This window comes from Caulifigura coniformis, from assembly GCF_007745175.1.
In the GTDB taxonomy this organism is placed as follows: domain Bacteria; phylum Planctomycetota; class Planctomycetia; order Planctomycetales; family Planctomycetaceae; genus Caulifigura; species Caulifigura coniformis.
This window is the reverse complement of record NZ_CP036271.1, coordinates 3,265,561-3,278,205: the sequence shown is the minus strand read 5'-3', so window position 1 is coordinate 3,278,205 and position 12,645 is coordinate 3,265,561. Positions and strand designations below refer to the sequence as shown.

Below are 12,645 nucleotides of genomic sequence, written 5' to 3'. Positions count from 1 at the left end.
CTGTCGGAGTTGCTCCATGTCTGCTGAAGTCGCTGCGCCCACCGTTCTCGATTCCGCCCTGTCCACCGTGGACGCCGCTGTCCGCGCCGCCGAACAGGCCCGCCAGGAGGAGAGGACGGCGGCCGAGAAGGACCGGGCCAATCGCCACCACCAGTATCTCTCCATCCTCATTCGATCGAAGTCGCCGAAGCCGGGCGACGACAAGCGGCTGGCGGAACTGATCCTCTCCCTGGGCCTCACCACGGACGAAGTGCGGCGGGACAGTTCCCGGATCGCGGACGCCGATAAGAAGATCCCGTTCATCCTCAATAGGGACGAGGCGGACGCCGCCTACACGGGCTCGTACGACTCCATCAAGGCCATGGAGGAGCGGCATAAGGCGGAGATGAAAGAGGCCAAGGAGGCCCACGCCCGCGCCAGCTATGAGTCGCGGCGTGTCGGCTGGTTTGAGGCGGACATTGCAAAGCTCTACCGCGAGGCCCCGGAACTGTTCGCGGAGGGCCTGTTGAAGCTGCCGGAGGTGATCTGGAAGCGGCTGACGGACAAGCCGGCGGCGGCCCCCGCCCCGCAGCGAGTGTGTCCGGAAGTTCGGACCTGCATCAACGGGCGGTACGTCGAGCCCATCATCGGCCCGGACGGCCATTACCTGCGGGACGAAAGGGGCCAGTACGTCTACGCGTCGAAGCCCTTCCCGGAGCCCCTGCTGGATGAGCAGGGGCGGCCACGCGTCGACCTCCGCGGCCGGGTCATCTATCCCGAACCGGAACAGCCGAAAGCCTCTTCGCCGTCCGACGCCCCGGAAGTCGCTGAGGCAGACGAGACCGCCAACGACGATTCCTGATCCTCTGGGAAGCCTGACGGCGCGCTGGTGCCCCTTCCTCCTCCAGCGTGTCGTCAGGCCGTTTGTGATATCGCCATGCAATTGTTCACCCGCAAGGAAACAGCCGATCGACTTCGCGTCAGTCTCGACACGCTTGAACGGCTCGCCAGCAGCGGACGCCTGCGCCCTTGTCGCATCGGTCGTCTTGTTCGCTTTTCTGAGGACACCATCAATGAGTTCATCCATTCCTGCCAAAGCCCCCCGCCTGATGTGGCCTGATCCCGAACTGGAGATGAGTCCTAATTGGAACGGCTTGGTCTGCCCCATCATCACAATGGACCTGAAGAAGCCGCCCTTGAAGTCCCGCCCCGTTCGTCGCGCCATGTCGCCCCGGATGCGGCAGCAGTTGCAGGAGATCACGAAGACTGCCAAGGAACTGCGACAGTCGATCCAGATGACCCTGAAGGCGAAGGGCCGGAATTCCTCTCCCATTGATCCCTCTGCAGGGGATTGGGGGGCCGTGGATAAGGCTGCGACGTTCAAAGCCATCAACCGGCTTCTGGCACTCGCCAGCGGGGGCGAACGCCGAGCAGAACTGCCGCGTTGCTCTCCGTCCCAGCTTGGCGCAGTTCTGAACGCGACGGTGGGCAACATCGCACGCGCCCAGGGCAAGCAGGAGGGCGACGGCTCGGACAACGCATTCGAGAACGCCCCCGTTTTCTGGGACGTTCCTGAACCCGTCATGATGCGGCTGAAGCCCCGGGACATCCGCGAGTCGCGGCGCCTGCGCGGTCTGCCAGTCATACGCATGGATCTGGCCGCCCCGGCCGGTGCGATTAATTCGGCCGTCGCCGGCAACTGGGGAGACATCGACCTGGACGCCCTGTTCCCGGCCCTGAATGACCTGATTCAGTTGATCGCGGAGGACGGCGCGGAGGTTCCGCTCTGCAAGCCGAACGAACTTCCCGGCACGCTCAATGAAATCGCCGAGCGGCTTGAGCAGTCGGCGGAGAAGGACAAGCCGGTGGAGATGAGCTGCAAGACCGCTCCGTCCAACCGGAAGATCCCCGGGAAGTCGTTCACCGAGGCAGACCGGGCAGCGGCCCGGCGTCTCCTGGGCCGGAAGTAACGCGGCACGACGCCGCATCCCCACCCTCTCACGGAAGAGTCTCATGAAGTTCAAGATCAGTCACATCGAGCCCACCGAGTCCCCGGACATCATCGCCATCAAAGGAGAACTGGCGGTGTTCACGCATGTCATGGTGGACGTGTCCAAGTCCCCGCCCGTTGCGACCGCGAAACGGAGCGCAGGCGGCATCCAGGACGCCCGCATCCTGGATGCACTGGCCGAGGGCATCGGCGAGGCTGCCGCGGAAGCCGTGAACGACAAGAACCGCGGCAAGATGGTCAAGAAGGGGCGGGGCTATGTTCTCGCTCCGCGCAACGGATACACGGGCGAGGTTTACGACAATTCCCCGATCGGGAAGGTGAGGCGCATCCTGCAGGGGCAGAATCTTGAGTTCACTCCCCCGGCCGCCGAGCCCGAGCCGGCTCCACTGCGCGCGCGCGCAGTGCTCACCGTCGCCGAATCCGCTGAGGTGGCCCCCCCTGCTGAAGCATCTCCACAGTCACCTCCGCCGGCCTCCCCGTCGGTGGACTCCGTTGGAACCGAACAGCCTGCGAAAACCCCGACTGTGCCCACCACGCCAGCGCCGGCCGGTGCAAAGACCGGGGCGGCGACTGTTGTTGGTCCCCACGATCTCGCGAAGCCCTGATGTTCAAACTGATCCTGAAGACTGATCTCCCGCAGCAACTCGCCCAGGCGCAGAGAAATCTGGATGCCGGCATGGCGAGTTTGCTGCAGGACGTTGGCGTCTTCATCGCAATGGAGCAGCGGTCCTCGTTTGAAGACAAGAGCCGTGGGGGCGGTGGTGCGGACGGTGAGAAATGGAAGCCACTCAAGGAATCCACCGAACGGCGGAAGGCCCTGAAGGGAATCCGAAAGCCGAAGGCGCGCAAGGATGGAACCCGGAAGCGGAGGGCTATCAAGGGGGCCGTCCCCACGTCTCAGATCGGCGTCGATACCGGGCTCTTGAGGAACACTGCGAATGCCGGTTTCAAGGGACCGGACGGCGCAATGACGATCAACGGCACAACGGTCGCACTGGAATACAAGCGGAGTTACGCGGAGCACTTCGACGCGATCCGGCCTCTGTTCCCCAGCGACGACAACCCGCCGAAGTCCTGGATTGATGGAATCGATCAGATCGTTCGCGACTGGATTGACGAGCAACTGAAGGGAATCGAATGAGTACGCGGTTCGAAGTTCAGGGCGACGTAGCGCAGGCCAAGCAGGCGCTTGGCGAAGTGGCCACGGAGGTAAAGAAGGTCGGCACGGCCGCCGATCAGGCCGGCGCTGAGATGGACGCGGCCTTTGATAGCGCGTCCGATGTCCAGAAGTTCACAGACGAGGTGGGCGACCTGACGACGGCGCTGAAGCAGGCCGAGACCCAGGCGGAGCAGACCAACGCGGAGATCGGCAATCCCGGGGCCGGGAAGGCGGGCGGCGATGGGCTGGAGAAGTGGACGGCACTCTTTACCGGCGTCACGGCCGGGGTGACGATCGTGAAGGGGCTGGCGGACGGGTTCCGCGCGGTCCGCGAACAGATCAAGCAGATGGCCGACAACGGCAACGCCCAGATGGGGGAACTCAACTCCCAACTGGACCGGATGTCCGACAGCCTGTTCGACATGGCCGACAACCTCAGTTCCTCCAAAGAGGGGAGCGGCGTCCTGGGGTTCCTTGGAGATCTTGCGACGTTCGCGGGGGACGCCGCGAGGCACATTGACACCCTGGATGAGACGATGGCCGGGACGGCGGCCGGCTGGGCCTCCAATGCCGCGTCAATGGTCGGGTGGACTTCGGCCGCGGACGCCCTCACTGCGGCCCAGGAGCGGATGAACGCCGCGGCCCAGAAGTCCGAGGACAATGAGTTCGCCGAGCGGCAGTCCCGGCAATTGGAACAGGTGAATCAGGTCTTTGAGGATCTGGAGGCGAAGCGCGCGGCCCAGCGGAAGGCCGATGAGATCGAACAGATCGACAGCCTTGATGCCGTTCAGGAGAAGATGGACGAGCAACGGCGTTCGCTCGAAGCCCTCGCCAAGTCGACGAACCTGACGCGGAAAGATCAGGTGGACGCGGCCCGCAATCTGGAGGCCCTTGAACGCCGACGCCTGCAGATCCTGAAAAACAACGCCGCCGCCGAGGAGAAGGCGAAGGACGAGGCCACCCAGCGGGCCAAGGATGAGGCCGACGCGAAGAAACAGCAGTACGACCGAGAGGAGGCCGACAAAACGAAGCTGGAGGCCGCAAAGACCGCGACAGAAAAGGCGGAGGCGGCCGAGCGGCAAGCGATCGCGGACGCAGAGGCCGCGGCGAAGCAGAAGGCGATTGACGCGCTGGCGGGTGACCAGGGAGTGAAAGACCTGTCGAGCCAGATCCGGCAGGCGGCGCAAGACCCCAGGGCCATCCGGGACCGTCTGGCGCAGAACGCCAAGGACGCGGCCACCGACGCCGCGTATCAGAATGACGGAGAAATCGACTCCAGGGAACGGCGAGAGATCGAGGAAGCCCGCCGCGCCGCCTACCGCAAGGCGACGGCGCAGATGAACGGCGGCCCGCAGTCGTTCAAGCCCGAACAGGTCAACGAAGCCATCGCCCTGAATCAAAACGCCCAGATCAACGCCATGCAGACGCAGGCGGGCCTCAGTGACCAGATGGTTGCGGCGCTGGGTCAGAACGCGAATGTGATGGCCACTTTCGAGCAGGAGCAGGCGCGGCACTCCCAGGAGATCGACCACCTGATGAAGTTCGTCCAGTCGATGTCCCAGAACACGACACGCCGGGCCCAGTCGATGGGCCGCAAGAACATGTGATTCACCAAGGAAGGAACCCAAGTGAACGAAGAACTGATCGAACAGCTTAAGGAATCGTTGGCGCAGATTGAGCAACGGTCGAACGAGATCCGGGCACTCAACGACGCGAACGCCGTGTTGATGGCAGACCTCTTGTTTGGGCACGACGTGAACCCGGAGCTGATCCCGGAACTACGTGATCTTGTCGGGAGCCTCGCCGTCCTCGCCCTGCGCAACGATACGCTCCGGGACCGCCTGAACGAGCCGGACGCCCGGCCGTGGCTGGATCTGTTCGCGCTCGCACTGTGATCTGCACCGTTGGCCGATAACGCCACGCCTGAAGTTCAGCGTGGCGTTGTTCGTTCGGGAGTCGATGGGACTCGACACGCTGTCCACACCTCAGGGAGCACTATGGATCTGTGCCGGAAGTACGCGCCTCGATTGCTCTCGGATCTCAGGGGCCAGCCGGACGTTGTTTCCAAACTCAAGGGATTCGTCTCCAGACCGCACGGGCGCGCGTTCCTGTTCTCCGGTGGGAGCGGGGTGGGCAAGACGGCCGCGGCTTGGGCGCTCGCGCGGGAACTCAATCCCGGGCTGGATGAACGGAACGTCCGCATCGGCACGACCGAACTGAGTTCCGGTTGCCAGGATGCCGAGAGCGTCCGCGAGCTGGTCAGCCGGTTCGCGTATCGGCCCATTGTCGGCCGGGCCAGCGTCCTCATTCTGAACGAGGCGGAGTCGATGCACCCCAAGGCCCGCGAAGTGTGGTTGGACGCCCTGGAGCGGCTGCCGTCGCATTCCGTGGTCGTCTTCACCACGAACAACCCGGACAGCTTTGAGGCCCGATTTCAGGATCGGTGCGCCCACTACCGGTTTCAGGACACCCGGCCGTCGCTGCTCACGCCGATCCGGACGCTCGCCAACGATATCTGGCGCGCCGAGGTGGGAACGTCGAAGTGCCCGCTGTCCGCCGATGAACTGTGCCCGCACGGCTCGGCGCCGTCGTTCCGGAGGGCGGTGCGGCGCGTAGAGGAAGCCATTCAGGGGATGGCGGCCTGACCCCAGTTCCCAATCAAGGAAATTGAATGAAGACCGCAGATCTCGCGGATGATGAGCTGACAATTCTTCGCTTCCTGGCAATCTGTCAGCCAAGTCTCGACCCAGTTCGCTACAGCGCCGTTGTCGACGCCTGTGAGTGGCTGGCACGCAATCGCCGCCTACCAGAAGGCTGCGTTGAGGGATGTCTCCAACGTCTCCTTACAGCTTCTTCGCGTACCGATCCTTGACGTTTTGCGAAATGAATGTGTTCAGCCCGTACCCGGCCACTGCGAGTTGATGCATCTTCCTGATATTGGACGCACCGGCCGACGCGACAGTGTAAAGGTACACGCCACCGTCCGCGAATCTTACGGCGATCGCACCATCGCCCAACTCATATGCGACAACGCCAGAGTCGCCCCCGCGATTCCCGTACCTGTCCATTGCTCATCCCAGTTGAAAGGGTGATTCTTAGAACCGCAATCATTGGATGCTCCGCTTCTTGGGCGATTGCGGAGGATCTTGCCGTGGAGGCGGAGGCGGGGGATAACCAGTGCCCGGCATTGGCTGCGGCGAATCCCTGGGTTCTGCTTGCTGTGCTGCCACTGTCATTTCTTTTCACCCGTGGGGCCCTGTGGTCGTGAGACCGCGACTGGGGGCGCTGGTGGTGGCACATAACCAGCCTGCATATGAGCGGGAGTCTTTGGTGCAGGAGGTGGCGTATATCCTCGCTCACTAACGTCTCCCTTCGGTAGTTGCCGATTCTCTCCCACGTGAATCCCTCCAAGGTTGAAGTAGATGAACAGGGCTGTCAGGAACGCTCCCAAGACGAACGTTGCTCCACCCGCGACATTTAACCACTCAGTGAATTTGGCGAGCTTGCCACCGATCGGCTGAGTGCCAGTTTTGCCTGCGTCGACTTGCTCGATCGCTCGATTCAGCGCTTTGGCACTGCAGAAAAATGAAGCCAAAACGCAGGCGATACTCAATGACCAACTGACCCAAGCGCCAAAAAGCCACCCGATGGACTTAACCTGATTAACTGGTAATTGGCCGAGGAATGTGAAGGTTACACCTAGCCCTCCTGCGGAAAGCGTCGTCACCAGCTTGTCGTATGACTCGTGGGACTTCTCCCGTGCGAGGACAAGATGCTGACGATACTCCTGCATCGCGTCCGGCATTGGCCTGCACCTTTCATCGCACCAGTTTCCATTTTTGGCGATGGTATACAAGTGTTCTTTGGCAAAGTTCGATTCCACCACCGACGCGAACGGGCAAAACGGCTGCTCCCCTCGGGCTTATCCTCTGATTCCCGCCATCACGCGGTTGGTTGCCCGACACCCTTCCGTAAAATGTCTTGTGGGCATTTCCATCAGGGCAAGTTATTGAGGGAAAGTGATGATCGATTTGAAGCTGGAGGACCTCATCCAACCATGTGAGTGCACCCGCCCGAAGACGCAGTTCGCGCCGCCGTCCAGTTTCCCATCCCTTGGCCAGTCGCAAATCGTCTATGGGGACTCATTCTGCCCGACTTGCTCGGGCGACGCTGTAGTGCCCACCGCGGCTGGGCGGGCGATCTTGGACCTGCTGAGAAGAACTCGCCGGCAAAGTCCCGGGTTGAGTTAACTCCGGACGCTGCCGTTTGCTGGAAAGGCCGCGACTCAGGATTGACGGCGACCGTCGACGTTCGCAAGATGCCGGAGTCAAAAGCCCCGGCTCCGGTCGGGCAGGTTGTGTCAAAACGAAGGTTGAAACTCAGAACCCCGGTACGGGGGCATTGCGTCCTGCGCAGGGAAACCGCGCAGGCGGCGGCTCAACCCCGCCGTGACAACGCTTCATGCGTCCGTATCGGGGTTCCGCTTTGCGCAGGCAGGCGGGGCCGCCGATAGCCGGGGTTCGCAGCGGACAGAGAGGTTCCGCCATGAAGACGGCACGTAAGGCCCCCGCTTTTGCATCCACGACGCGGATGCGTTCCCAAGTTCCGCAGACCGTCTCCGATCCCCTGGACGCGGAGTTGTGGGTTCCCACGAGGTTCGACGCGACGATTCCGCTCCGGGACGCTCATTGGCTCCGGACTCACTTCCCCGATGCCAAGGACGCCGAGGCATTCATCAGCATGGCTGTGGTCTCCGCGGTCGCTGAGGCGAAAGGGGGCCGCCGATGAGTGCCCGCAACGCCGGCTGCTCCCCCGGCTCCGGTGGCGGAGCGGGGCAAAAGCCCTCCGCCGCCAAGGCCCGGGCCCGCCGCTATGAAGCCCTCCAGGCCGCGAAGAAGTGCGCGCGCGCGCACCTGACTCCGTTGACCACCTGGGGCCCGTTCCATCGAAAGGGGGTGGCCCGTGGATGACGACGCAAAGAGCCTGCTCCGCGATATTGCCGACTCGCTCCGCATCATCGCGGCCCGCGAGCAGCGGGAATCGAAGCAGGAAAAGGCGGTTCGCCTGCTCGTGGAACTGGGGCCGGACAACGTGACGGCGATTGCCCGCGCGGTCGGGGTCAACCGCTCCACGCTCTACCGCTGGAAGACGTTCGCCGACGCGCTGGAGCGGATGCACGCGGCGCAGCACTTTGCCCATCGCAGCCCGCGATTCGTCAGCCGGGAGGGCGCACTCCTGTGAACCTCGCCCCTTGGCCCCACCAGCGGAAGAGAAAGGGATCTCGCAGTCGTAAGAAGCAGATCCAGATTTACGTCGAACCGGCGGACTGGCTGCGACTTCGACAATGCGCCGCCGCCCAGCATCGGCCGATCACTGCCCTTGTTCGGGATCTGCTGCGACCGGGGCTGGACTCGCTCCCGGAACGACCGGAACCCGAGTGAGGAGCACCGCCAATTGAACCGGCCGCCGGCCGCCGGCGATGTTGCGCTGGTGGTCCGGCGGTTGTTCGATTCACGAGAGGAATGGAATGCAACGAAGCTCACGCCGCGACGTGCTCCGTGAGAGACGCTGGGCGCACGCCTGGGTAAAGGTGTGCGGGATCATCAAGCGGTACGAAGCCGCGTTCAACGACGTGTCCTGCCCGCACTTCGGGTTGCTCGCTGTGCTGCAACGGGCGATCCCGCGTGACCCCGGCAGGCCTCGCAAACCCACTCCCGGCCGACGCACGCGACTGCGCGGGGCTCCTGCCGCAGAGCGGAACAGGGACATCGTGGAAATGGTCATTCGGGACGGAATGACGAAGGAGCAAGTTGCCGCCCGGTTCGGGTTGAAGCCGGACACCGTCCGTCAGTACGTGAACCGGGAACTCCGCAAATCTGCGCGTAAGTATCAGAAGTGAATTATCCGAAAGTCGTGGCAGCCTTTCTGGTTGTCACTCCCCGGCATTCGCTGCCATGAACCGGCAAAGGCACTTTTTACCGGCTCCGTCCCGATAACGGGGCACGAAATCAACACCGTGCACATCGGGAACCCAGTGATGACAGAGCAGGCAACAAGCCCCCAGTTCGCAGACATCCAGGAAGTGATACTCGCCACCGGCCTCTCCCGCACGATGGTCTACAAGCTCGTGCGTCGTGGGTGCGTCAAGGCGGTACGGTTCGGTAAGTCGATCCGGGTACCACGCACTGAGTTGGAGAGACTTCTCCGCGAGGGCTGCTGATTCACTCATCCCGCGTGGCATGGTTGCCGCGCCAGACAACGACAGCAGCCCGGCGGAAAGGGGAACCGCCGGGCTGCAAATGACCGACACGAACAAGGATCGTACGTGCCAGCTACTCCGTTATCGAACCGCAGAAGCATTTCACCACCCGAACCCAATCTAGGAGATACAGGGTTCTCCAACGATTCAGGCGAACTCCTAGATACTGCGACGGAGCGGTTGCGCTACCAGCGGTTCCCCTGTGGCGCACTTCCCGGGGTGCTCGCGAGGTTCGTCACCTGTGCAGCCAAGGCAATTGGGTGCGATCCCTCGCTGGTGGCACTGCCTGTACTGGCGGCCGTCGCCACGGCGATCGGTGCGAGCCGTCGACTCACCATCAAGAGCGGCTGGAAAGTGCCTTCCATCATCTGGGCAACAGTCGTTGGCGAGAGTGGCTCGTCGAAGACACCCGCGTACAACGCCGCGATGCGTCCGCTGTTCACTCGCCATGCACGAGCCATCCGCACCTTTGAGGATGAGCGGGCCAAATACGAAGAACAAGTCGCATGGTGGGAGAAGCGATCGGCCGAGTGGAAGCGAGAAAAGAAGTCCCTTGAGCAGCCGCCTGAGAAGCCGACTGAGCCAACCCTGAGGCGGGAGATCGTAAGCGATATCACCATCGAGGCCCTGGCAGTCGTAATGAAGAACAGCCCGCGTGGCGTTCTGCTCGGGTGCGACGAACTCTCTGCGATGTTCGGATCGTTTGGCCGGTACAAGTCTGGCGGCGGTGGGAATGACGCTTCGCACTACCTCAGCATGTACTCGGGCCAGAGCATCACCGTTGATCGGAGGACATCGACTCCGCCCACGCTATTCGTCCCCCACGCTAGTCTCTCGATTTGCGGCGGAATTCAGCCCGGCATCCTGAAGAAGTCTCTCGGCTCCGAACACATCGAGAACGGTTTGGCCGCGAGGTTCCTCCTCGCCATGCCGCCGAGGCGTCCGAAAGTCTGGACGGAGGACGACATTCCATCCGTTGTCGAGCAATCATACGAACGTCTGATCGACAAACTGTTCGCCCTCGAAGGCCAGCAGAAGGAAGATGGATCAATCGAACCCCGCTTGGTGTACCTGACACCAGAAGCCAAGACGGAATGGATGGACTACTACAACTCCCACGGGGCCGAGCAGGTACAGCTCTCCGGCGCACTCGCAGCCGCGTGGTCAAAGCTGGAGGAAACAGCCGCGAGACTCGCCCTCATCTTTCACATGGTCAGGGTGGCCAGCAAAGACCCGACTATCGAGCACCCCGACAGGGTTGATCCGAAATCGGTACAGAGTGCCATTCGACTCGTGTCGTGGTTCAAGAATGAAGCCCGGCGGGTTTACGGCAAACTGACCCAGGGAGAGGAGGCCGCCGCACGCGACCGCCTGATTGAACTCATCGAGAAGCAGGGTGGAAGTATCGCACCTTGGCGGCTGGCACAACTCAAGGCGGGCTGCAGTACGGAAGACGCCAAGATCCTACTGCAATCGCTCGTGAAGAGAGGGATCGGCCGCTGGGAATGGATCGAGGCGACTCGTGGGCCGAGCGCGAGGGAGTTTGTGCTTTCTCACTCCGACGATCTAGGAGAGGGCGATATTCCCAATGAATCCGATGAACTCCTAGATGCTGACGGGCTGGATGTCCTGCCAGACGAACTGGACGACTCGGAATATCTCGATACGGAGGTCTTCTGATGGACGCCATCCTGATCGACACCCATGCCGAGCGAGGACTGATCGGAACCATGCTGGAAAACGTCCAGCCGCGAGAAGTCGACCCGACATGGATTGTCAGCGACGGCGCTCGCATCCTGTACTTGACCGCCGATCGCCTGATGCGAGAGCGCCGGCTGCACTCCCCTGACGACTACGGCTGTGCGGGCGGCTGCTGGCGCACTGCGAAAGCGAACGCCGAATTGATCGCGTTTGAGATTGACCGGGCCGCCATCTGGCCCGGAATCGACGGACCACGATGGGAGCTGACCCAGTGTATGGACGCCGCCACCCTGCCGTGGCTCTCGGACTTCTACGTTGACCGAATCAAGATGGCCGCCACGCGGCGACTACTCCTGGACCGTGCCAACGAACTGCGCACACGCGCACTACACCCCGCACCGCTTGACGCATCCACCTGCGCAATGGCGGCCTGAACTGAGTGATGCAAAATGCAGCAAGAAACGGAAGCACCAGAACAGACGGCCGAAGACGTGGCGGTTCTCGCCATCGCCCGCGGTCTTTCCCAAAACGAGGCGGCAGGACAGGCCGGCGTCCATCGCACCACGGTCAACCGCTGGATGCGAGAAGGCGGATTCCGTGAGCGAGTTGCCGCAGCTCGGCGAGACATCCTGTCTCAGGCCACCGGAAAACTCGGAGACCGCATCCTGAGCGCGATTGACACTCTGGCCAACCTCCTCGAATCCGAGAGCGAGGCCACGAAGCTGGGAGCCGCGAAAGCAATGCTCGCCGCGCTCCTGCCTCTGAACCTGCAGCAGAATCTGGAAGACCGTATCGCCAACCTGGAGGCCACACGATGAATCGAACAAGCATGGATGCCCGCCTGAAGAAACTGGAAGTGGAGTTGCCCGCTCACGCGCCAGCACCTCCGGTGATGCTACTTCCGGATAACGGCAGCAGTGATGAGCCGCCGGAGGAGATCCGGCGACGGTGGGAGGAGTTCCTGCGCACCGGCAAGTCCGATCGGCCGGTGGTCACCTACCCGGCGGATGTCGACATCTACCGTCATGGGGACGGGCCGACCGTGGTCGTTGTCGAAGACGAGGAATGGTACGGGAACGACGCATTCCAGAAGCAGCGGGAACGCGAGGCAACCGCACCAGCAGACGACAAGGGAACCGAACAGGCGTAGGCGTCTGACCGCTTTCGCACCGCCGCCCCGTATCAGGGGCGGAAAGCGGTGCGTTCCGCTTGCAGACCGCTGTTAGTAGCCGAAGAACAGAAGCCATCACAAAGCCAGGGGACGGCGACATGGAACGCGATGAACAACTGGAGGCAGAACGCCTGTTCGACTCTCGGGAAGCCGCGAAGTATCTGGGGGTGAGCCCCAGGACGTTGCAGCGACTCGTGAGCCCGCGCGGGCAACTGCCGGCCGTCAGGTTCGGCCAGATCCTCCGGTTTCGGCGAGAGGACTTGCGCCAATTCATCGCCGCCCACGTCGCTTGAATCTGGCAGTTCTCTTTCCCAGGGGATATCGATGGCGTCAGTCAGCAAGCAGCCCAACGGGGGCCGCGTCGT

The 12,645-nt window shown here is 62.7% G+C and carries 19 protein-coding genes; 18 read left to right on the top strand and 1 reads right to left on the bottom strand.

The window, feature by feature from the left end; all coding sequences use genetic code 11:
* Positions 1–16: 16 nt before the first annotated feature.
* The 8 genes from Pan44_RS13235 to Pan44_RS13200 all read left to right on the top strand — a co-directional run bounded on the left by Pan44_RS13235 (position 17) and on the right by Pan44_RS13200 (position 5,794).
* Entirely contained in the window at positions 17–841 is an 825-nt protein-coding gene (locus tag Pan44_RS13235; protein WP_145030516.1) for a hypothetical protein, read from the top strand.
* A 75-nt stretch (positions 842–916) separates the two neighbouring features.
* Positions 917–1,099, top strand: a complete 183-nt coding sequence (locus Pan44_RS28270; protein WP_145030515.1) for a helix-turn-helix domain-containing protein — start codon at positions 917–919, stop codon at positions 1,097–1,099.
* Positions 1,053–1,949 (top strand): hypothetical protein, encoded by an 897-nt coding sequence (locus Pan44_RS13225; protein WP_197454062.1) that lies wholly within the window; start codon positions 1,053–1,055, stop codon positions 1,947–1,949. The genes Pan44_RS28270 and Pan44_RS13225 overlap by 47 nt, the downstream gene beginning before the upstream one ends.
* 43 nt (positions 1,950–1,992) lie before the next feature.
* On the top strand, positions 1,993–2,595 hold the full coding sequence (locus Pan44_RS13220) for a hypothetical protein (RefSeq protein ID WP_145030513.1): 603 nt from the start codon (positions 1,993–1,995) through the stop codon (positions 2,593–2,595).
* On the top strand, positions 2,595–3,131 hold the full coding sequence (locus Pan44_RS13215) for a hypothetical protein (protein ID WP_145030512.1): 537 nt from the start codon (positions 2,595–2,597) through the stop codon (positions 3,129–3,131). The genes Pan44_RS13220 and Pan44_RS13215 overlap by 1 nt, the downstream gene beginning before the upstream one ends.
* Complete coding sequence (locus Pan44_RS13210) at positions 3,128–4,756, top strand: coiled-coil domain-containing protein (protein WP_145030511.1); 1,629 nt, start codon at positions 3,128–3,130, stop codon at positions 4,754–4,756. The genes Pan44_RS13215 and Pan44_RS13210 overlap by 4 nt, the downstream gene beginning before the upstream one ends.
* 21 nt (positions 4,757–4,777) lie before the next feature.
* A complete protein-coding gene (locus tag Pan44_RS13205) occupies positions 4,778–5,044 on the top strand; it encodes a hypothetical protein (protein ID WP_145030510.1) in 267 nt (88 codons plus the stop codon).
* A 102-nt stretch (positions 5,045–5,146) separates the two neighbouring features.
* A complete protein-coding gene (locus tag Pan44_RS13200) occupies positions 5,147–5,794 on the top strand; it encodes an AAA family ATPase (RefSeq protein ID WP_145030509.1) in 648 nt (215 codons plus the stop codon).
* Positions 5,795–6,381: 587 nt separating this feature from the next.
* Here Pan44_RS13200 and Pan44_RS13190 read toward each other — a convergent pair.
* Positions 6,382–7,035 (bottom strand): hypothetical protein, encoded by a 654-nt coding sequence (locus Pan44_RS13190; protein ID WP_145030507.1) that lies wholly within the window; start codon positions 7,033–7,035, stop codon positions 6,382–6,384.
* A 659-nt stretch (positions 7,036–7,694) separates the two neighbouring features.
* On the opposite strand from Pan44_RS13190, the gene Pan44_RS13185 reads away from it, so the two are divergent.
* From Pan44_RS13185 to Pan44_RS28260, 10 genes are all read left to right on the top strand, one after another.
* Positions 7,695–7,937 (top strand): hypothetical protein, encoded by a 243-nt coding sequence (locus Pan44_RS13185; RefSeq protein ID WP_145030506.1) that lies wholly within the window; start codon positions 7,695–7,697, stop codon positions 7,935–7,937.
* Positions 7,934–8,119, top strand: coding sequence for a hypothetical protein (locus Pan44_RS13180; protein ID WP_145030505.1), 186 nt, complete (start codon positions 7,934–7,936; stop codon positions 8,117–8,119). Before Pan44_RS13185 ends, Pan44_RS13180 begins: the two co-directional genes overlap by 4 nt.
* Positions 8,112–8,390 (top strand): phBC6A51 family helix-turn-helix protein, encoded by a 279-nt coding sequence (locus Pan44_RS13175; RefSeq protein ID WP_197454061.1) that lies wholly within the window; start codon positions 8,112–8,114, stop codon positions 8,388–8,390. Before Pan44_RS13180 ends, Pan44_RS13175 begins: the two co-directional genes overlap by 8 nt.
* A gap of 286 nt (positions 8,391–8,676) precedes the next feature.
* Positions 8,677–9,048: a helix-turn-helix domain-containing protein gene (locus Pan44_RS13170; RefSeq protein ID WP_145030503.1), complete on the top strand. Its 372-nt coding sequence runs from the start codon at positions 8,677–8,679 to the stop codon at positions 9,046–9,048.
* A 138-nt stretch (positions 9,049–9,186) separates the two neighbouring features.
* Positions 9,187–9,369 carry a helix-turn-helix domain-containing protein gene (locus Pan44_RS28265; protein WP_145030502.1) on the top strand — a complete coding sequence of 61 codons (183 nt, stop codon included), beginning with the start codon at positions 9,187–9,189 and terminating at the stop codon, positions 9,367–9,369.
* Positions 9,370–9,474: 105 nt separating this feature from the next.
* Positions 9,475–11,088, top strand: coding sequence for a YfjI family protein (locus Pan44_RS13160; RefSeq protein WP_145030501.1), 1,614 nt, complete (start codon positions 9,475–9,477; stop codon positions 11,086–11,088).
* Positions 11,088–11,543, top strand: coding sequence for a hypothetical protein (locus Pan44_RS13155; protein ID WP_145030500.1), 456 nt, complete (start codon positions 11,088–11,090; stop codon positions 11,541–11,543). The genes Pan44_RS13160 and Pan44_RS13155 overlap by 1 nt, the downstream gene beginning before the upstream one ends.
* Before the next feature lie 15 nt (positions 11,544–11,558).
* Entirely contained in the window at positions 11,559–11,927 is a 369-nt protein-coding gene (locus Pan44_RS13150; RefSeq protein WP_145030499.1) for a hypothetical protein, read from the top strand.
* Positions 11,924–12,259 (top strand): hypothetical protein, encoded by a 336-nt coding sequence (locus Pan44_RS13145; RefSeq protein WP_145030498.1) that lies wholly within the window; start codon positions 11,924–11,926, stop codon positions 12,257–12,259. The genes Pan44_RS13150 and Pan44_RS13145 overlap by 4 nt, the downstream gene beginning before the upstream one ends.
* A gap of 119 nt (positions 12,260–12,378) precedes the next feature.
* Entirely contained in the window at positions 12,379–12,573 is a 195-nt protein-coding gene (locus Pan44_RS28260) for a helix-turn-helix domain-containing protein (protein ID WP_145030497.1), read from the top strand.
* Positions 12,574–12,645: the final 72 nt, after the last annotated feature.